16 protein-coding genes are annotated in these 19803 nt (G+C 62.7%); 9 read left to right on the top strand and 7 right to left on the bottom strand.

Translation table 11 applies throughout. From position 1 onward, the window contains the following. Positions 1 to 14 precede the first annotated feature (14 nt). From thrC to PFEN_RS02810, 3 genes are all read left to right on the top strand, one after another. Complete coding sequence (gene thrC / locus PFEN_RS02820; RefSeq protein WP_191485511.1) at positions 15 to 1424, top strand: threonine synthase; 1410 nt, start codon at positions 15 to 17, stop codon at positions 1422 to 1424. A 203-nt stretch (positions 1425 to 1627) separates the two neighbouring features. Next, a complete protein-coding gene (locus PFEN_RS02815; protein ID WP_191485912.1) occupies positions 1628 to 5140 on the top strand; it encodes an ATP-binding protein in 3513 nt (1170 codons plus the stop codon). An 87-nt stretch (positions 5141 to 5227) separates the two neighbouring features. Then, entirely contained in the window at positions 5228 to 6493 is a 1266-nt protein-coding gene (locus PFEN_RS02810; RefSeq protein ID WP_191485510.1) for an EAL domain-containing protein, read from the top strand. A 13-nt stretch (positions 6494 to 6506) separates the two neighbouring features. On the opposite strand, the gene PFEN_RS02805 is transcribed toward PFEN_RS02810, so the two are convergent. Continuing rightward, positions 6507 to 7184, bottom strand: coding sequence for a response regulator transcription factor (locus PFEN_RS02805; protein ID WP_191485509.1), 678 nt, complete (start codon positions 7182 to 7184; stop codon positions 6507 to 6509). 166 nt (positions 7185 to 7350) lie between these two features. Between PFEN_RS02805 and PFEN_RS02800 the strand changes: the two genes are divergently transcribed. After that, positions 7351 to 7641: a DUF3509 domain-containing protein gene (locus tag PFEN_RS02800; RefSeq protein WP_191485508.1), complete on the top strand. Its 291-nt coding sequence runs from the start codon at positions 7351 to 7353 to the stop codon at positions 7639 to 7641. Positions 7642 to 7802: 161 nt separating this feature from the next. On the opposite strand, the gene PFEN_RS02795 is transcribed toward PFEN_RS02800, so the two are convergent. Both PFEN_RS02795 and PFEN_RS02790 read right to left on the bottom strand, forming a co-directional pair. After that, positions 7803 to 8702: a TIGR02285 family protein gene (locus PFEN_RS02795; protein WP_191485507.1), complete on the bottom strand. Its 900-nt coding sequence runs from the start codon at positions 8700 to 8702 to the stop codon at positions 7803 to 7805. Positions 8703 to 8753: 51 nt separating this feature from the next. Beyond that, complete coding sequence (locus tag PFEN_RS02790) at positions 8754 to 9953, bottom strand: CaiB/BaiF CoA transferase family protein (protein ID WP_191485506.1); 1200 nt, start codon at positions 9951 to 9953, stop codon at positions 8754 to 8756. 139 nt (positions 9954 to 10092) lie between these two features. Between PFEN_RS02790 and PFEN_RS02785 the strand changes: the two genes are divergently transcribed. The 5 genes from PFEN_RS02785 to PFEN_RS02765 all read left to right on the top strand — a co-directional run bounded on the left by PFEN_RS02785 (position 10093) and on the right by PFEN_RS02765 (position 14748). Further along, positions 10093 to 10635 carry a YaeQ family protein gene (locus PFEN_RS02785; RefSeq protein WP_191485505.1) on the top strand — a complete coding sequence of 181 codons (543 nt, stop codon included), beginning with the start codon at positions 10093 to 10095 and terminating at the stop codon, positions 10633 to 10635. Positions 10636 to 10643: 8 nt separating this feature from the next. After that, on the top strand, positions 10644 to 12353 hold the full coding sequence (gene recJ, locus PFEN_RS02780) for a single-stranded-DNA-specific exonuclease RecJ (RefSeq protein WP_191485504.1): 1710 nt from the start codon (positions 10644 to 10646) through the stop codon (positions 12351 to 12353). 227 nt (positions 12354 to 12580) lie between these two features. Next, complete coding sequence (locus PFEN_RS02775) at positions 12581 to 13687, top strand: NADH:flavin oxidoreductase/NADH oxidase (protein WP_191485503.1); 1107 nt, start codon at positions 12581 to 12583, stop codon at positions 13685 to 13687. Positions 13688 to 13881: 194 nt separating this feature from the next. Beyond that, entirely contained in the window at positions 13882 to 14394 is a 513-nt protein-coding gene (locus PFEN_RS02770; protein WP_191485502.1) for an AAA family ATPase, read from the top strand. Positions 14395 to 14556: 162 nt separating this feature from the next. Further along, complete coding sequence (locus PFEN_RS02765) at positions 14557 to 14748, top strand: hypothetical protein (RefSeq protein ID WP_191485501.1); 192 nt, start codon at positions 14557 to 14559, stop codon at positions 14746 to 14748. Positions 14749 to 15207: 459 nt separating this feature from the next. Here PFEN_RS02765 and PFEN_RS02760 read toward each other — a convergent pair whose 3' ends face one another. The 4 genes from PFEN_RS02760 to PFEN_RS02745 all read right to left on the bottom strand — a co-directional run bounded on the left by PFEN_RS02760 (position 15208) and on the right by PFEN_RS02745 (position 19692). Then, positions 15208 to 16632, bottom strand: coding sequence for a gamma-aminobutyraldehyde dehydrogenase (locus tag PFEN_RS02760; protein WP_191485500.1), 1425 nt, complete (start codon positions 16630 to 16632; stop codon positions 15208 to 15210). 268 nt (positions 16633 to 16900) lie between these two features. Then, a complete protein-coding gene (locus PFEN_RS02755; protein ID WP_191485499.1) occupies positions 16901 to 17728 on the bottom strand; it encodes an ABC transporter permease in 828 nt (275 codons plus the stop codon). After that, a complete protein-coding gene (locus PFEN_RS02750; protein WP_191485498.1) occupies positions 17718 to 18665 on the bottom strand; it encodes an ABC transporter permease in 948 nt (315 codons plus the stop codon). Before PFEN_RS02750 ends, PFEN_RS02755 begins: the two co-directional genes overlap by 11 nt. A 1-nt stretch (position 18666) precedes the next feature. Further along, positions 18667 to 19692, bottom strand: coding sequence for an ABC transporter ATP-binding protein (locus tag PFEN_RS02745; RefSeq protein WP_191485497.1), 1026 nt, complete (start codon positions 19690 to 19692; stop codon positions 18667 to 18669). Positions 19693 to 19803: the final 111 nt, after the last annotated feature.

The raw sequence follows: 19803 nt of genomic DNA, 5'->3' as shown, positions 1-19803 counted from the left end.
GAGAGGAATTCTTCATGCGTTACATCAGTACCCGCGGCCAGGCACCGGCCCTGAACTTCGAAGACGTGCTGCTGGCCGGCCTGGCCAGCGACGGCGGCCTGTACGTGCCGGAAAACCTGCCACGCTTCACCCAGGAGGAAATCGCTTCCTGGGCCGGCCTGCCGTACCACGAGCTGGCGTTCCGGGTCATGCGCCCGTTCGTCACCGGCAGCATTCCGGACGCCGACTTCAAGAAGATTCTCGAGGAAACCTACGGTGTCTTCGCCCATGACGCCGTGGCGCCGTTGCGCCAACTGAACGGCAACGAATGGGTGCTGGAGCTGTTCCACGGCCCGACCCTGGCGTTCAAGGACTTCGCCCTGCAACTGCTCGGTCGCCTGCTCGACTACGTGCTGGAAAAGCGTGGCGAGCGCGTGGTGATCATCGGCGCCACCTCCGGCGACACCGGTTCGGCCGCCATCGAAGGCTGCAAGCACTGCGAAAACGTCGACATCTTCATCCTCCATCCGCACAACCGGGTGTCCGAGGTGCAGCGCCGGCAGATGACCACCCTGTTCGGCGACAACATCCACAACATCGCCATCGAAGGCAACTTCGACGATTGCCAGGAAATGGTCAAGAACAGCTTCGCCGACCAGAGTTTCCTCAAGGGCACGCGGCTGGTGGCGGTGAACTCGATCAACTGGGCGCGGATCATGGCCCAGATCGTCTACTACTTCCACGCGGCCTTGCAGTTGGGCGGTCCGGCCCGTTCGGTGGCGTTCTCGGTACCGACCGGCAACTTCGGCGATATCTTCGCCGGCTACCTGGCGCGCAACATGGGTCTGCCGATCAATCAACTGATTGTCGCCACCAACCGCAATGACATCCTGCACCGCTTCATGAGCGGCAACCAGTACGTCAAGGAAACCCTGCACGCGACCCTGTCGCCATCCATGGACATCATGGTTTCGTCGAACTTCGAACGCCTGCTGTTCGACCTGCACGGGCGCAATGGCGCGGCCATCGCCGGGTTGATGGACACCTTCAAGCAGGGTGGCGGGTTCAGTGTCGATCAGGATCGCTGGACGGAAGCGCGCAGGCTGTTCGATTCCCTGGCCGTGGACGATGCGCAGACCTGCGAAACCATCGCCGAAGTCTTTGCCCAGAGCGGTGAGGTCCTCGATCCACATACCGCTATCGGTGTCCGCGCGGCCCGTGAGTGCCGACGCAGCCTGGATATCCCGATGGTGGTGCTGGGAACCGCGCATCCGGTCAAGTTCCCCGAGGCAGTGGAGAAGGCAGGCGTAGGAAAAGCACTTGAACTACCTGCGCATCTTTCGGATTTGTTTGAGCGAGATGAGCGTTGCACCGTATTGGCCAATGACTTGAAAGCCGTTCAGGCCTTTGTCAGCCAGCATGGCAACCGCGGCAAAGCGCTCTGACAGACTAGAAAGGTCACACATTAAAGCCCGCCCCTTGGCGGGCTTTATCGTTTTCGCATGTCAAACTTGCCCTGTTTTTTTGCCATTTCCTGAAATGGACCGAAGGGGGCAGGTAGTTCGTCATGGTGTTTTTGGCTCGATCCATACAATCCGTTCTGGCCAGGTTGTCGTGGTGGCTGCTGCTGTGCCTGCCCGCCTGCGCAATGGCGGCCCAGGGCCTGCCGTTCAGCTTGCCGCCGTCGTTCGTCGCGGTCGAGCGCCTGCCGCTGAACCCGGAAGAGGAGCAATGGCTGGCCGAGCGAACCTTGCGGGTGGGGATTTCGGTGGCCGACTATGAACCCATCGATATCACCAATGACCGCAACCGCTACCAGGGCATCAGTGCCGATTACGTGGGGCTGATCCGCGATCGCCTGGGAGTGCAGGTCCAGGTGCTCGGCTTCGGCGAGCGCGACCAGGCCGTCGACGCCCTGCGCAGCGGGCAGATCGATATTCTCACCAGTGCCAACGGCTACGAGCGCGGCGTGCCCGGGCTGACGTTCTCCAGCGACTATATGCCGGATCGTTCGGTGATCGTCGGCCGCGCCGGCGCGCACGATCTGCATGATCTCAACGGCAAGAAGGTGGTGCTGCTCGATGGCTACGCCGATGCCCAGGTCGTGCATGCCACCTACCCCGAGAGCGAGATCATCCTCGCTCCGACCCTCTACAGTGCCCTGGAAGCCCTCTCCCAGGGCGAGGTCGAGGCCTTTATCGGCAACGAGGTGATTGTCCGTGCCTACAAGAGCCTGCGGCCTTACATGGGCGTGCAGATCAAGGACAAGAGCGACTTGCCGCCGATTGGTTTTGCCTTTGCCACGCGCCAGTCCGATCCAGTGCTCAGCGGCCTGGTGGAGCGGGTCCTGGACAACACCGACAACGCCACGCGGCGGGAGATCCTGGCCCGCTGGACCACCGGGTTCGGTTCGGATATCGCTCAGCCGCGCATCAGCCTCAGCGCGGCGGAGCTGGCCTGGATCGACCGCCACCCACGGGTCACGGTGGTGGCCCAGCCGTACCCGCCGCATATCTACAAGGACGGTCACAACCGCTGGGTTGGCCTCAACCCGGATCTGCTGTCACGCATTGCGCGCATGACCGGCCTGCAGTTCGACTTCCGGGAGACCGGTTCCACCGCCGAGAGTGTCAGCCTGCTCCACGATGGCAAGGCACTGATGAGCACGACACTGGCCGAGAGCGTCGAGCGCAAGGCCTTCCTGAATTTCACCTATGCCTTTGGTGGCAGCGCCTGGGTGTTCGTGGTGCGCGTGCACGACTCGCCACTTGGCGCGCTTTCCCAGTTGTCCGGGCGGGTGCTGGTGCTGCCGGAGAAACACGCCTTGGAGCCGATGATCCGTCGGGGCTATCCGGATATCGACCTGCGCACGGTCAAGACGCCCGAGGAGGCGCGGGCAATGGTCGAGCGCGGCGAGGCCACCGCGACGATCCAGAGCGATACGCGGGCCTATCTGTATCCGCCCGGGCGGCTGAAGGTCGGGCGCAGCGTCGAGGGGCTGTGGTCAGCCGACAGTTTCTCGGTGCTCAAGACCGAACCGGAGTTGCTCGGTATCCTGAACAAGGCCCTGGAGGCGTTCCCGGTGGCCGAACTGCGCGCGTTGCGCATCAAATGGCACGGTGCGATCGGCCTGGCGCCGATGCGCCCGGTCTGGGAGCGGGTGCCGCGCTGGGTCTACGGCCTGACGGCGGTGATGATCCTGCTGGGCGGTGTCTCCCTGGCCTGGAACCGCCGCTTGAACATCCAGATTCGCCAGCGCCGCCGGGCCGAACAGGAACTCAGCGACCAGTTGGCCTTCCAGCGTGCCCTGCTGGACGGGATCCCCAATCCGATTTTCGTGCGCGACCTGGACGGGCGCCTGATGACCTGCAACCGCAGTTACGAGGAACGCTTTTCCACCTCGTTGGAGCAAGTGCAAGGTCGACGGATCACCGAAGTGGATATTTTGCCCCTGGCGACCGCGGAGCAACTGCATGCCGAGTTCCTCCAGTTGTTCGAGACCCAGCAGCCGCTGTTCCGGGACCGCCAGCTCGACTTTGCCAGCGGCAGGATCGACATCTATCAGTGGATGGTGCCGTTCTACTCGGCGGAGGCCCAGTTGCAGGGGCTGCTGGGCGGCTGGATCGACATTACCGAACGCAAGCAGCTCGAAGCCCAACTGATGGAGGCGCGCCAGCAGGCGGAGCAGGCCAACCAGGCCAAGAGCGCATTTCTGGCCACCATGAGCCATGAAATTCGCACCCCGATGGTGGCCATCATTGGCCTGCTCGAACTGGAGCGCGAGCAGGCCCGCGCCAATGGCCGCGGCTTTTCCCAGGCGTTGCAGGTGGCTTATCAATCGGCGCAGGAGCTGACGGCCTTGATCGGCGACAGCCTGGACCTGGCCAAGATCGAGGCCGGTGGCATGCACCTGGCGTTGCGCGCCAGCTCCCTGGCCGCGGTGCTGGAAAGCGTGCGGCAACTGTTCGAGGCCGCCGCACGGGAAAAGGGCGTCGAACTGAGCCTGGAGATCGAACCGGGGCTTGAGGGCGATTACTGGATCGACCCGCTGCGTTTGCGCCAGGTGTTGAACAACCTGATCGGCAATGCGCTGAAATTCACCGCCGAGGGCTTTGTGCGTATTCGTGTGCGCAGTCTGTCACGCACGGCGGACCAGGAAAGCCTGTGCATCACTATCGAAGACAGCGGCAAGGGGATCGGCCTCGAACAGCAGAAAACGCTCTTCGCACCGTTTGTCCAGATTCGTGGTCAAGCCGATGAGGAATATGGCGGAACCGGCCTGGGCTTGAGCATCTGCAAGCAACTGGTGGAGTTGATGGGGGGCACCATCGCCTTGCTCAGCCAACCGGGACAAGGCACCCGGGTGCATATCGAGCTGGCGCTCAAGCCCGTGGAACCGGCCCTGATCGTGTCTCCCGCCGCGGAGGACCGCCGGCCTCGACTGGCATCCCTCAAGGTGCTGATTGTCGATGACCTGTCCGCCAATTGCCTGGTGCTCAACCAGCAGTTGAGTTTTCTCGGCCAGCGGGTCGTGGCCTGCCAGAGTGGCGAGGCCGCGTTGCAAGCCTTGCGGCAGGAGCCTTTCGACCTGGTGATCACCGATTGCAACATGCCGGACATGAGCGGCTATGCGCTGGCCGCGGCGATACGCCAGCTCGAGGTCCGGGAGAGCTGTCCGGTCGTTGGTTGTACGGCCAATGCCCTGAGCGACGAACGTCAGCATTGCCTGGAGGCGGGGATGATTGAGCTGCTGGTCAAGCCGGTCTCCCTGGACGACCTGGCGCAGCTGCTGGCGAGCATCGTACCCGAGCGCTCATTTGATATTCAGGCCCTGAACAGCATGACCTGTGCCAACGCCGAGGTCATGCGGCGCATGCTGCTGGAGTTGCGCAAGAACCTCGAACAGGAGCGCGGCGCGCTGGAGCTGGCGGTCGGGCTGAGCAACTGGGAGGGCCTGGGGGTGGCGGTCCATCGGCTCAAGGGGATCGCCTGCCTGATCGATGCCATTGCCCTGGCACGTGCCTGCGCCGATCTGGACAGCTGTGTGCGGCTCAAATCCGACGAGCGAGTGGCCTCGGACGGGCAGGCGCTCAAACAAGCCATCGAGCGGGTGCTCGACGACATCGAAGTGCATTTGCAGGTGGATATTCCGGCACTTTAGGACTTGTCCTATGGGGCGTTACCGGGGCGTTGATTAAGCTCGAAGGTGATTGCGGACCACGGCCGCCTCATTTTGTGGAGCCCCTCGATGCGCGCACTCAAAGTCCTGATTCTTGAAGACAACCCCTTTCAACTGATGGCCCTGCACCAGATGCTCAATGCCACCGGCGTGTTTGATGTGCTGACGGCGGAAAATGTCGAGGGTGCCCGGCAATCGTTGGCCAATCGCGGCCCAGTCGACGTCGCCATCTGCGACCTGCACCTGGAGGAGGGCGATGGCCTGGAGCTGATTCGTTGCATGGCCGAAGGGCAGGAGGCACAGGCCCTGATCATCCTCAGCAGCGCCGAGCTGGAGGTACTTGAGGGCGCGGCGCATATGGCCCGCCAGTTGGGGCTGCACGTCCTCGGTTGTCTGCGCAAGCCGGCCTCGGCCGCGACTCTGGCGGAGTTGCTGGCGATCTACCAGCAGCGTTTCGCTCGTCGGCGGCCGGGCCTGCCGCTGGCCCAGGTCTGTGAGCTGCTGTCGCTGCACGAACTCCAGGCGTGCGCAGGTACCGCGGCCATCGAGAAATACTGTACCGCGCACTTTCAGCCACGCTTGACGGCGCACGGTCGCGTCGCGGGAGTCGAGGCGCTGGTGCGCTGGCAACACCCGGAGCAGGGGTTGTTGCTGCCCGACAGTTTCATGCCGGTGCTCGAGTACGCCGGGTTGGCACAGGCGTTGATCTGGCAGGTGTTGGAACTGGCCGTGAGCCTGTCGGCCGAGGTGCGTTTCGCCACCGAGGAAGCCTTGCCGATCACCGTGGGTATACCGGGAAGCATGGTCGAACAGCTGGACTTCGCCGCGCGCCTGAAAGCCTTGCTGGAGCGCTTCGACTTACCTGCCGCGCGAGTGACCCTCGATGTGCTGGAAACAACCGAATTCACCAGCGCCATTGCGCTGGCCGAGGGCTTGCTGAGGTTACGCATGCTCGGCTGCCAGTTGGCGGTCGGCGATTTCGGCATGGGCGGGAGCAGCCTGCGGCGCCTGCTTGAGTTACCGTTCACGGAACTGAAGATCGCCGCGCCATTCGTGCTCGGGATGGCGGCGGACCCGCGCAAGTCGGCCATCGTCGACGGAGTCTGGCGGATGGCGCGAGGCATGAACTTGCAAGTGGTGCTCAGCGGGGTTGCAAGCGAAAGCGACTACCAGGCGGTCATGGCCCTGGGGGACGGGCTGATTCAAGGCAGCTTCGTGGCCCCGCCCATGAGTCGCGCCGAGCTGTTGTCCTGGCTTGAAGTGGCGGGGTTCGGCGCGGGGTGCCCGCTGCCCGCGCGGGTGGAATACGTACCCGCGGACAGCGTGAGCCTCTGACGACCGGCCCCTTTCAGGCCAGGCCATGTTCCTGCAGGTAGAGAAACAACGCCGCATTGTTGGACAAGCCGAGCTTGCGCATGGCACTGACCTTCTGGGCGCTCACCGTCTGCTTGCTGCGGCTCAACTGCGTGGCGATTTCACCGACGGTACGCCCGGCCGCCAGCAGGCGTGTCACCTCCAGCTCCCGGGGTGAAAGTTGTTCCTGGTCGCCCAGGCGGTGCTCGCCGACCTCGCCTGCCAGCGCCAATATCTGACGAATGGAGTTGGCTACGTAGAGCCGTCGGCGCCGTGCCTGGGCGATGGCGACCGGCAGCTCGGCGGCTAGGCTGGCCTTGCTCAGCAGCCCCATCACGCCGAGGTCGAGAATGGAACGGAACAGCCCGGCATTGTTGAGCATGGTGACCACCACGATCGGCAGGTGCGGGTGCTGCCGAGTCACGCTTTCCAGCATGCGCAGACCGTCATTCTGCTGTTCGACCGGCATCATGAAATCCGTGACCAGCATCTCGCAGGTAGTGCTTTGCAGAAGTCCGAGCAGTTCCTCTGGCGTGCTGGCCTCGCCAACAACGCTCAGTCCTGGGTCTTGCTCGAGAACAACACGCAGGCCAATCAGAAAAATCGGATGATCGTCGGCGAGGATGATGCGCAAGGGGGGAGGTGAGGCGTTTCGCTGTTTTCTCTCTGTCATCTTTCTGGTTCATGCTCGCAATGGAACGCTAGGAACTGCCGGATGTGCGGTTTCTACCAGTATCCGGTTAGCTGGCTTGACGAACTTTCTTCTCTGACTGGCGGTCATTGACTACAGCCCCTTTGTTTTTGATCTGTCGGGTTCTGACTATTGAGTGGTGATCGAGATGGAAAGTATCAGTCTGTTGCTGAATGAAGCATTGAGTCCTTATCCCGTCACCCTGACACCGTCGGGGAGCCATGGTGAATGCCGGCTGACCGTGAACAGCCGCGCGGGCCTGATCCTGTTGGAGCGTGAAATCAGCCATGCCCAATTGAACGACAAGCGTTTGTTGACCGATGTGGTCGACGGCTTGCACCGCGACCTGCGTATTGCCGAAGGACGCCTGGAGCCCTCTGTGATCGCGGCCTTGCGTCACGCCGCGCGGGACAAGATGTTTCGTTCGACTGGCGTGTAGAGATTCTCGGGAAACTTTTTTTCGCGCGCGTTGTCGGATATGTATCGGCAGGAGCAAACATTGTGCTCCGGTGTTTGTCGCTTGCCGTACTGGTCTTTATAGACCACGTTTAACCCCGAGTCGTTTCCCCGCTTCTCGGGGTTTCTTTTGCCTGGCGTTTATCACTGATCCTCAGGGGCCAGGAAAAACTGCCTGGCGTCCTCCAGATAGGCGTCCCGCTGCTGTGGGTCGAGCCATTGCACATAGAGATCGAGCAACTGGTGCTGGCGCAGCTCACGCAGGATCTGGTTGATATGGGTGACGGCCGCGCGTCCCTGTTCCGTGTTGGAGCACCCCACACGGATGAACTGGTACTTGGCGATGCCCTTGATCGGATAAAACACCAGGTTCTCGGCGACGATGCCTTGTTGCCGGGCCTGGTAGCGAATTTCCGCCCAATAGCCGAGTAAGGCGGTCAGCCGTCCCAAGCGCTGCATCTGCAACAGATTGCCCTGGGCATCGTTGCCGTAATGGGGCGCCAAGTGCTCCGCGGGGGTCTGTCGCAACAGATTGTCGATCAGGTAGCCGTAGCTGCGTTCGGCGACAATCCCCAGTTTCAGATGATCACTGACCAGCAGGGCAGCGAGGTCCACTTGGCCGTCGCGCACAAACGGCTCGATCAGCGGACGGTCCTCTTGGCGCACCACCAATCCGTTGCTGGTCAAGCCCAGGCTGGGAATGGAGAACACAATCTTCTTCGCCCGTTCAGCGGTCCAGAGCAGCGCCGCGTCGCAGGTAAACGAAGGCTCGGCGAGCATCTGCATGGCTCGCGCCCGGTTGACCCGCAGGGTCGTATGTTCGTACTCGGGCATGGCGGCCGCCAACAACTGGCGCAATTGATCGACGGCCCCCTGACCTTTTTGCGGCCCCTCGAAAATCACCAGCGGCGGCAGGTCCCGCAGCAGCCAGATCAGCGTGTCCTTGGCCTGGGCGCCTATCGGCAGGGCAAAGACCAGCGTGGCCAGCAGGGTGATAAGCGCTCGTCGACAGCGCCGGTGTTGCCAGAGAATTCGAGGACTCATGACGTCCATACCTTCCGCGCAGTCAGGCCAAGGTCTTGCCACCACGACACGCTAGATAGCGCCACTTTCACGCAAGCGTGCAATCCGTGCGGCGTCATAGCCCAGGCTGGCCAGCACCACGTTGTTGTGCTCGCCCAATTCAGGTCCCACCCATTCGCTGGAGCCCGGTGTCTCTGAGAGTTTCGGCACGATTCCCGGCATCTTGAAGTCCTTGCCGTCCGGCAGCTTGGCCTGGATAAACATTTCCCGGGCGAGAAACTGCGGGTCGCTGAACATGTCTTCGGCGCTGTAGATCCGGCTGGCCGGTACCTCGGCCTGGTTCAGGGTGGCGAGCACCGAGTCCAGTGACTGGCTGTTCACCCATCGATCGATCACACCATAGAGTTCGTCACGCCGGCTGTCGCGGCCATCGTTGCTGGCCAGCGCCGGATCGTTCGCCAGATCGTTGCGATCGATGGCTTGCATGAAGCGTTTGAAGATCGCGTCACCGTTGGCGCCGATCTGTACATGCTTGCCATCGGCCGTGGTGTGGATCGAGGAGGGCGTGATCCCCGGCATGATGTTGCCGGTGCGCTCGCGGATAAAACCGAACACGTCGAATTCCGGCACCATGCTCTCCATCATGGCGAAGATGGCTTCATACAAGGCCACGTCCACCACCTGGCCGTTGCCTCCGTTGACTTCGCGATGACGCAGGGCCATCAGTGCGCCAATCACCCCCCAGAGCGCGGCAATCGAATCGCCGATGGAAATCCCGGTGCGTACCGGCGGTCGATCCTCGAAACCGGTGATGTAGCGCAACCCGCCCATGGACTCGCCGACCGCGCCGAAGCCGGGCTGGTCCTTCATCGGCCCGGTCTGGCCGAAACCCGATAACCGCACCATCACCAGCTTCGGGTTCAGCGCGTGCAGGGTTTCCCAGCCCAGGCCGAGCTTTTCCAGTACGCCGGGGCGGAAGTTCTCGATCAGGATGTCCGCGTCGCCAAGCAATTGCTTGAGGATGGCCAGGCCGTCCGGGTGTTTCAGGTTCAGCGTCAGCGATTGCTTGTTGCGTGCCTGGACAAACCACCACAGCGACGTGCCCTCGTACAGCTTGCGCCATTTGCGCAACGGGTCGCCGCCGTCCGGCGATTCCACCTTGATCACCTGTGCACCGAATTCGGCACAGATGCGCGAGGCGAAAGGGCCGGCGATCAGGGTTCCGAGCTCGATGACCTTCAGTCCGGAAAGGGGTTTGGCGGTGAGCGGCATGGCAGATCCTGTAGGGCAAAACGAAGACAATAGGGCTTTTTATCATGGCTGAACGAATCAGCATAACCGCGAGCAGTCGTTGATTGCCTTGCGTATCGGTTAGACTGGCCGCCTTTCCTCGTCTTTAGAAGCCCCGTTCATGGCCCAGCCGTCCACGACCTACAAATTCAACCTGAACCTCACTGACCTGGATCGTGGGGTCTACGAGAGCGTCAACCAGACCATCGCCCGCCACCCATCGGAAACCGAGGAGCGCATGACCGTGCGTCTGCTGGCTTACGCCTTCTGGTACAACGAGCTGCTGGCCTTTGGTCGGGGTCTGTCGGAAGTGGACGAGCCGGCATTGTGGGAAAAGAGCCTGGATGATCGCGTGCTGCACTGGATCGAAGTCGGTCAACCGGATGCCGACCGTCTGACCTGGTGTTCCCGCCGCACCGAGCGTACCAGCCTGCTGGCCTATGGCAGTTTGCGGGTCTGGCAGACCAAGGTGGTCGACGCGGTGAAGAACCTGAAGAATGTCCATATCGCCGCCGTACCGCAAGAAGTCCTGGAAACCCTGGCCAAGGACATGCCGCGGGTGATCAAGTGGGACGTGATGATCAGCGAAGGCACAATCTTCGTCACCGACGATCGTGGCCAGCATGAAGTCCAGCTGGAATGGCTGATGGGCGAGCGCGGTTAATTATTCCCATGCGTATCGAACCCCGCCCGTTGCCCGCCACGCTGCCTTTTCTCGGTGATCTGCCGCCCTTGTTGACCCGTCTGTACGCCGCCCGCGGCGTGGTCTCCGAGGACGAGTTGGACAAGAGCCTGGCGCGGCTGATCCCCTTCCAGCAACTCAAAGGCATCGACGCGGCGGTGGACCTGCTGGTGACGGCGCTGGAGCAGCGCCAGCGGATCCTGATTGTCGGCGACTTCGATGCCGACGGCGCCACCGCCAGCACTGTCGGGGTCCTGGGCCTGCGCCTGCTGGGCGCGGCGCATGTCGATTATCTGGTGCCGAACCGCTTCGAATACGGTTATGGCCTGACCCCGGAAATCGTTGCCGTGGCCTTGCAGCGCGAGCCGCAATTGCTGATCACCGTGGACAACGGCATTTCCAGCATCGAGGGGGTGCAGGCGGCGAAGGCGGCGGGGCTCAAGGTGCTGGTCACCGACCACCACTTGCCCGGCAGCGAATTGCCGGAGGCCGATGCCATCGTCAACCCGAACCAGCCGGGCTGCGAGTTTCCGAGCAAGGCCCTGGCTGGTGTCGGGGTGATTTTCTATGTGTTGATGGCCCTGCGCGCGCGCCTGCGCGGCCTGGGCCGCTACGCCAGCGCGCCGCAGCCGAACATCGGCGAACTGCTCGATCTGGTGGCGTTGGGCAGCGTGGCGGACGTGGTGCCGCTGGATGCCAACAACCGTATCCTGGTGCACCAGGGCCTGGAGCGGATTCGCGCGGGGCGTGCCCGACCGGGACTCAAGGCGATCCTCGAGGTGGCCAAACGCGATCATTCGCGGCTGACCTCCACCGACCTGGGCTTTATTCTCGGCCCGCGGCTGAACGCGGCGGGGCGTCTGGACGATATGAGCCTGGGTATTGAATGCCTGCTTTGTGAAGACCCGGCCCTGGCCCTGGAAATGGCCAGCCAGCTCGATGATATGAACAAGGACCGCAAGTCCATCGAGCAGGGCATGCAACGCGAAGCGCTGGCCCAGCTCAAGGACCTGCCGCTGGAGTCGATGCCGTTCGGCCTGTGCCTGTTCGAGCCGGACTGGCACCAGGGGGTGATCGGTATCCTCGCCTCGCGGATGAAAGAGCGTTATCACCGGCCGACCATCGCCTTTGCCGATGCCGGCGACGGCATGCTCAAGGGTTCCGGCCGTTCGGTCCCGGGTTTCCATATTCGTGATGCCTTGAGCGTGGTGGCGGCGCAACACCCGGAACTGATCGGCAAGTACGGCGGTCATGCGATGGCCGCCGGTCTGAGCCTGGCGCAGGAAAACTTGCCGTTGTTCGCCGAAGCCTTCGATGCCGAAGTACGGCGTCAGCTTAGCGAGGACGACCTGACCGGACGCTTGCAGACCGATGGTTCGCTGGCCCTGGAGGAGTTCAACCTGGAGCTGGCGCGGGCGCTGCGCAATGCCGGCCCGTGGGGGCAGCATTTCCCCGAGCCGCTGTTCCATGGTGTATTCCAACTGGTGGAAAAGCGCATCGTCGGCGAGCGGCACCTGAAGGTGGTGTTGAAAAGCGAATGCGGGTCGCTGAAGCTCGATGGCATTGCCTTCGGCATCGACCCGGAGCTGTGGAGCAACGCGCGGGTCGACTGGGTGGAACTGGCCTACAAACTTGACCTCAACGAGTTTCGTGGCAAGGAAAGCGTGCAACTGATGATTGCCCATATCGAGCCGCGCTGAGAGCTGCGGGTGCCGGCATGCCGGCGCCCGCAGGTGATTATGCCGGTTTAAATCCGCTGAACCCTCCCGCCCGTGCCATTGTCGACTAGGCTGTAAGCACTGTCTGAATGGTCTTGTGACGTCGCCCTGTTTTCTACCCGCCGGGGGGCGGTTATCCACCACTCTTGTCACTTGCCGACGTTCTAACAGAACCCTGGAGCCAGCCCACTTGATTTGAGAGGTGCCCCATGAGTCTGCTGCTTGAACCTTATACCCTTCGTCAATTGACCCTGCTCAACCGCATCGCGGTCTCGCCCATGTGTCAGTACTCCAGCGTCGACGGCCTGGCCAACGACTGGCACCTCGTCCACCTGGGCAGTCGGGCAGTGGGCGGTGCCGGGTTGATCTTCACCGAAGCCACCGCCGTTACCGCCGACGGCCGGATCACCGCCCAGGATCTTGGCCTGTGGAATGACCAACAGATCGAACCGTTACAACGCATCACCCGCTTTATCACCGCCCAGGGCGCGGTGGCGGGAATCCAGCTCGCTCATGCCGGACGCAAGGCCAGCACCCACCGGCCCTGGTTGGGCAAGCATGGCAGCGTCAAGCCGGAGGAGGGTGGCTGGACTCCGGTCGGCCCATCGCCGATTGCCTTCGATCCGCAGCACACCTCGCCCGCGCAACTGGACGAGCAGCAGATCGCCGAGGTTATCCAGGCTTTTGTGATGGCAGCCAAGCGCGCCTTGATCGCCGGTTTCAAGGTGGTCGAAGTGCATGCGGCCCATGGTTATCTGCTGCACCAGTTTCTATCGCCATTGAGCAACCAGCGCCGCGACCAATACGGTGGATCCTTTGAAAATCGCGTTCGCCTGGTGTTGCAGGTGACTGAGGCCGTGCGCGCGGTCTGGCCCGAAGAGCTGCCGCTGTTTGTCCGTGTTTCGGCCACCGACTGGGTGGAAGATGGTTGGAACCCCGATGAGACGGTGGAGCTGGCGCGGCGCTTGAAGGCCCTCGGCGTCGACCTGATCGATGTGTCCTCGGGTGGCACCGCCGCCAATGCGGAGATTCCCACTGGACCGGGTTATCAGACCCGTTTCGCCGAGCGCGTACGCAAGGAGTCCGACATCGCCACCGGTACCGTCGGCCTGATTACCGAGCCGGCCCAGGCCGAGCACATCCTGCGCACCGGCCAGGCGGATATGATTCTGCTGGCCCGCGAGCTGTTGCGTGACCCTTACTGGCCGTTGCACGCCGATGATGATCTGGGCGGGCACAAGGCGACCTGGCCGGCGCAGTATCAGCGTGCGACCCATCGCGATCAGCCGATTCACGAGTCGAATTTGCGTGAGTGAAGGGTTGAGGCTTGCCGTCAGACGTTTAAGTGAATAAGGTCAGTTTCATGAACTCACAGCAGAACATCGCGATTATTCCCACCTTCGATACGAGGGTGGGCTGACGCGTGTTCTGAAAACACCCGAAACCCGCCCACCGAGGCGGGTTTTTTCTGGCCGCCTTCCTGGGTATTGGACGTCAAAAGGAGATTGAAATGTCGCCACCTGAAACCCGCGCCCCCGGCGATAGCGTTCCGACCCTGCATCTGGTCTGTGGAAAGATCGGCTCGGGGAAGTCGATGCTGGCACAACGCCTGGCGGCAACCGCCTCGACCGTGTTGATCTGTGAGGACGTCTGGCTTGCCCGGCTGTATCCGGGCGAGATCACTGCAATCGCTGACTATGTGCGCTGTGCCGGCCGCTTGCGCGGGGTCTTGGCCGAGCATCTCGTTGCGCTTTTGCACGCTGGGGTCTCGGTGGTCCTCGATTTTCCGTCCAATACCGTGGCCAGCCGGCTTTGGGCGCGTTCGGTCTTTGAAAGCGCGGGGGCTGCCCATCGGCTGCATTTCCTCGATGTGGCTGATGAGCTGTGCAAGGCCCGTCTGAAGGTCCGTAATGAGGCGGGTGATCACCCGTTCAAGACCAGTGAGGCCGAGTTCGAGGCGATTTCCCGCTATTTCGAAGCTCCGGCGCTGGAAGAGGGGTTTGAGGTGGTGCGGTATGAATAGGCGTACCCCGGGTGTTTATCACGGGCTCTTGCCAGGATGACTTGAGTTTTCTTGCTGGAAATTTCGAAATGTTCTTAGCCTGATTCGGACTGTTCCTACGCTTAAGGCAATCCTGAGCGGTTCGTTCAGGCGGGGCAGGTCTATCCAGCAAGGAAAGTGGTCATGGCAAAGGCGCGGAGCATTGTCGGTTTCATGCTGTTCCTCTGGACGTTCAGGACCTCATCCCGGCCCAGGGCGCGTAAGCTCAGCGCTGAAGAGCAACAATTGCTGGAACGCTATCGCGCGTTGTCGGCCGAGGACCGCAATGCGATGCGCTGCCTGTTGAATGTGATGGAGGGTGTTTCGCGGTTTTGAGTCGCACAAGTCGTCATGCCCGCCAGGGACGCGCTGAGGAATGCTGGCCGGTAGGAATCCTCGACGCGGATATCGAAGGTGTTGAACAGCACGCAGAGCGGTTGATGGCGCTCGAACACCCGCTGTCGGCCGCTGCGCCGAGGTGGGGTTGTGCACTCATGACGGTGTTGCTCCAGAAAATCGGCAGATTTCAGGTGTCCGAAACCGTGGCCGGGCCATGACGGCCCGTCCCGGTTCGGTATTGTTGTGGTGGATCTGGATTGCGGGTAGATATCTTGAATGGTGGTGCTTGTTCTGGCCTCTTCGCGGCTGTGCAGCGTCCCGACAAGCTCCGCTGCCACAATGACCGCGTCGAATTTACTTTTCGCAGGCGACCGATAACCTGTGGGAGCGGAGCTTGCCCGCGAAGAGGCCCTCAAGACGAACGCCTGCTTCGCGGACAACCCAGGTATTGATGTGTCAGTGCTTGAACATCACATGCCGCACGGTGGTGTAGTCCTCCAATCCGTACATCGACATGTCCTTGCCATACCCGGACAGCTTCTGCCCGCCATGGGGCATTTCGCTGACCAGCATGAAGTGGGTGTTGACCCAGGTGCAGCCGTACTGCAAGCGGGCCGCCAGGCGATGGGCGCGACCGACATCGGCGGTCCACACCGATGACGCCAGGCCGTAGTCCGAATCGTTGGCCCAACCCAGCACCTGGGCTTCATCGTCGAACCGGGTTACCGAGACCACCGGCCCGAACACCTCGCGCCGGACGATTTCGTCATCCTGCAGGGCGTCGGCCAGGACCGTCGGTTCGAAGAAGAAGCCGTTGCCGGGCACCGCCTTGCCGCCCGTGACCAGGCGGATATGTGACTGGGCCAGTGCGCGCTCGACGAAACCGGCCACGCGATCACGGTGCTGGGCGGTGATCAGCGGGCCCAGCTCGGTTTGCGGATCATCCTGCAAGCCATACTTGATGGTGCTGACCGCCGCGCCGAGTTTCTCGACGAACTTCTCGTAGATCCCGGCCTGGGCATAGACCCGACAGGCGGCGGTGCAGTCCTGGCCGGCATTGTAGAAACCGAAGGTGCGGATGCCGGCCACGGCGGCGTCGATGTCGGCGTCGTCGAAGATGATCACCGGGGCCTTGCCGCCCAGTTCCATGTGCATGCGCTTGACGCTGTCGGCGGTGCTGGAAATGATCTGCGAACCGGTAGCGATGGAGCCGGTCAGCGACACCATGCGTACTTTCGGGTGGGTCACCAGCGGGTTGCCCACGGTCGGGCCGCGGCCGAAGACCAGGTTGAACACGCCGGCCGGGAAGATCTGCGCGGCCAGTTCGGCCAGGCGCAAGGCGGTCAGCGGGGTCTGTTCCGAGGGCTTGAGTACCACGGTATTGCCGGCGGCCAGGGCCGGGGCGATTTTCCAGGCGACCATCATCAGCGGGTAGTTCCACGGCGCGATGGAGGCGATCACGCCCACCGGGTCGCGGCGGATCATCGAAGTGTGGCCGGGCAGGTATTCGCCCCCCGCCGAACCGCTCATGCAACGGCTGGCGCCGGCGAAGAAACGGAACACGTCGGCGATCGCCGGGATCTCGTCGTTGAGGGCCGCGCTCAGGGGCTTGCCGCAGTTGTCCGACTCCAGTTTCGCCAGTTCCGGGCCATGGGCCTCGATGGCGTCGGCCAGTTTCAGCAGCAGCAGGGAGCGGTCTTTCGGCGCGGTCTGCGACCAGCTTTCGAAGGCGCCGTCGGCGGCGCGCACGGCGGCGTCGACCTGGGCTTCGCTGGCTTCGTTGATATCTACCAGGACCCGGCCCAGGGCCGGGTTGAACACGGATTGGGCCGGGCCTTCGCCGTTGACGAGTTGGCCGTTGATCAGCAGTTTGGTTTGCATGGTCATGTCCTCATGGAGCAATCAGGTGGTTCTGTAGACACCGAATTTTTCGGAGTTTGTGGGAGCCTTCGGATGGGTGGGAGTCTCCTTGTGGGGGCGGAGCTTGTCCGCGAAGCTTTTAGTGCCCTCAAGGGCCCCTTCGCGGGCAAGCTCCGCTCCCACGGTCCAAGTTCAAGTTCAAGTCCAAATTCCAGTCACAGCCTCAGTTCCAGCCTCAGTTCCAGTTCCGATTTAGCTTTCAATTTCGGTAGCCGGCCTCGGTCTTCGCTTATTTACCGCCACTGCCGGCCACGCTTTCACCGCCGCGGGTCAGGTAGTAGGCACCGAGAATCGGCAGCATCGTGACTATCATCACCAGCATGGCCACCACGTTGGTCACCGGGACGTCCCGTGGTCGGCTGAGCTGGTTGAGCAGCCAGATCGGCAAGGTGCGTTCATGGCCGGCGGTAAAGGTGGTGACGATGATCTCGTCGAACGACAGGGCGAATGCCAGCATGCCGCCGGCCAGCAACGCCGAGCCGAGGTTCGGCAGGACGATGTAGCGGAAGGTCTGCCAGCCGTCGGCACCCAGGTCCATCGAGGCTTCGATCAGGCTGTGGGAGGTGCGCCGCAAGCGGGCGATGACGTTGTTGTAGACGATCACCACGCAGAAGGTCGCGTGGCCGACGATGATGGTGAACATGCCCGGCTCGATCCCCAGGCTCTTGAAGGTCGCGAGCAAGGCGATCCCGGTGATGATCCCCGGCAGGGCGATGGGCAGGATCAGCATCAGCGAAATGCCCTGCTTGCCGAAGAAGTCCCGGCGATACAGGGCGGCCGAGGCCAGGGTGCCGAGCAGCATGGCGATCAGCGTGGCAATCGCGGCGATCTGCAAGGACAGCTTGATGGCTTCCAGGACATCGGGCCGGGCGAAGGCCACGCTGAACCACTTCAGGGTAAAGCCCCGGGGCGGGAAGCTGAAGGCCGCGTCTTCGGTGTTGAAGGCGTAGAGGAAGATGATCAGGATCGGGAAGTGCAGGAACAGCAGCCCGCCCCAGGCCGCCAGGCGCAGGCCCAGCGAGGCTCTTTCCCCGTGTTGTTCTGAATTAGAGCGCATCGAAGGCCCCCAGGCGTTTGACGATGGACAGGTACACGGCGATCAGCACGATTGGCACCAGGGTGAAGGCCGCCGCCATCGGCATGTTGCCGATGGCGCCCTGCTGGGCGTAGACCATGCTGCCGACGAAGTAACCGGGTGGGCCGATCAGTTGCGGCACGATGAAGTCGCCCAGGGTCAGCGAGAAGGTGAAGATCGAGCCCGCCGCGATGCCGGGAATCGACAGCGGCAGGATCACCAGCATAAAGGTCTGGCGCGGCTTGGCGCCGAGGTCCGCGGAGGCTTGCAGCAGCGACGGCGGCAGGCGCTCGAGGGCAGCCTGGATCGGCAGGATCATGAACGGCAACCAGATATAGACGAACACCAGGAAACGTCCCAGGTGCGAGGTCGACAGGGTGCTGCCGCCGACCCCCGGAATGCCCAGCACGAACTGCAACAACGGTTCCAGCCCCAGGTGCTGGACAAACCACTGGGCGACCCCGCCTTTGGCCAGCAGCAGGGTCCAGGCGTAGGCCTTGACGATGTAGCTGGCCCACATTGGCATCATCACCGCGATGTAGAAGAAAGCCTTGGTCTTGCCCGTGGTGTAGCGCGCCATGTAGTAGGCAATGGGGAAGGCGACGATAGCGGCGGCGATGGACACCACCACCGCCATGCTCAAGGTGCGCAGAATGATGTCGAAGTTCGACGGCGCGAACAGGGCGGCGAAGTTCGCCAGGGTCAGCTGCGGGGTGACCGCCATGGTGAAGTCGTCGAAGGTGTAGAAACCCTGCCAGAGCAAGGTCAGCAGCGAGCCGAGGTAGATCGCGCCAAACCAGATCAGCGGCGGTACCAGCAGCAGCGCCAGGTAGAAGTTGGGGCGCCGGTACAGCAGGTTGGAGAAGCGCCGCATCGGCGAGCCTGCCGAGGTCGCTTGGGGGAGGGCCTGGCTATACATGTCAGACCTCGCTCGCCAGCACGGTCATGGCTTCCCGCGCCCAGCGCGCGGTGAGCCGCTGGCCGGCCTGGTAAGCGCTGCCGGTGTCCGCCCATTGGGTGTTGGGCCGGTTGATATTCAGGGTCTGGCCGCTGTCCAGTTTCAGTTCATAGCGGGTACTGCTGCCTTGGTACTGGATGTCATGGAGCAGGCCACTGATCTCGACCTCGTCGCTGTGCGCCGGCCCGTCGGCGAAGCGCACGTGCTCCGGACGGATCGACAGCGGCAGGTCGCTGCCGCAGAGCTGTTTCGCCAGCTCGCCGCGAATCACGTTGGAGGTGCCGACGAACTCGGCGACAAACGCGGTGGCCGGTTTCATGTAAAGGTTGCGCGGGCTGTCGACCTGCTCGATGCGGCCTTTGTTGAACACCGCCACGCGGTCGGACATGGACAGCGCTTCGGTCTGGTCATGAGTGACGAAGATGAAGGTGATGCCCAGTTGCCGTTGCAGTTTTTTCAGCTCGCCTTGCATCTGCTCGCGCAGCTTGAGGTCCAGTGCGCCGAGGGGTTCGTCGAGCAGCAGTACCCGAGGGCGATTGACCAGGGCGCGGGCCAGGGCCACGCGCTGGCGCTGACCGCCGGAGAGCTGTACCGGCTTGCGCTCGCCGTAGCCGGCCAGGGCGACCATGCCCAGGGCCTCTTCGGCGCGGTTCAGGCGTTCGCGTTTGTCGACGCCTTTGACTTTCAGGCCGTAGGCGACGTTGTCGCGCACGTTCATATGGGGGAACAACGCGTAATCCTGGAACACGGTGTTCACGTCGCGCTGATAGGGTGGCAGCCCGGCGGCCTCTTCGCCATGGATGCGGATCGAGCCGGCGCTGGGTTGTTCGAAACCGGCGATCAGGCGCAGGCAGGTGGTCTTGCCCGAGCCGGAAGGGCCGAGCATGGAAAAGAACTCGCCGTCCTGGATATCGATGGAAACCCGGTCGACGGCTTTCACTTCGCCGAACTGACGGGAAACGTGGGTAAACTGGACTGCAAGCGTCATGATGCGGTGCTCCGAGAAGGCGTGTGTGGCGAGCGGGCTTGCCCGCGCTGGGGCGCGAAGCGCCCCTGAAACCGGCGAATTCGGCCTGTCAGGCCGATCGAGATGAGCGGT

The sequence above is a fragment of the Pseudomonas sp. FEN genome (genome assembly GCF_904067045.1).
Classification (GTDB): domain Bacteria; phylum Pseudomonadota; class Gammaproteobacteria; order Pseudomonadales; family Pseudomonadaceae; genus Aquipseudomonas.
The sequence above is the reverse complement of the archived record's forward strand: the minus strand, read 5'-3'. Positions and strand labels throughout refer to the sequence as shown.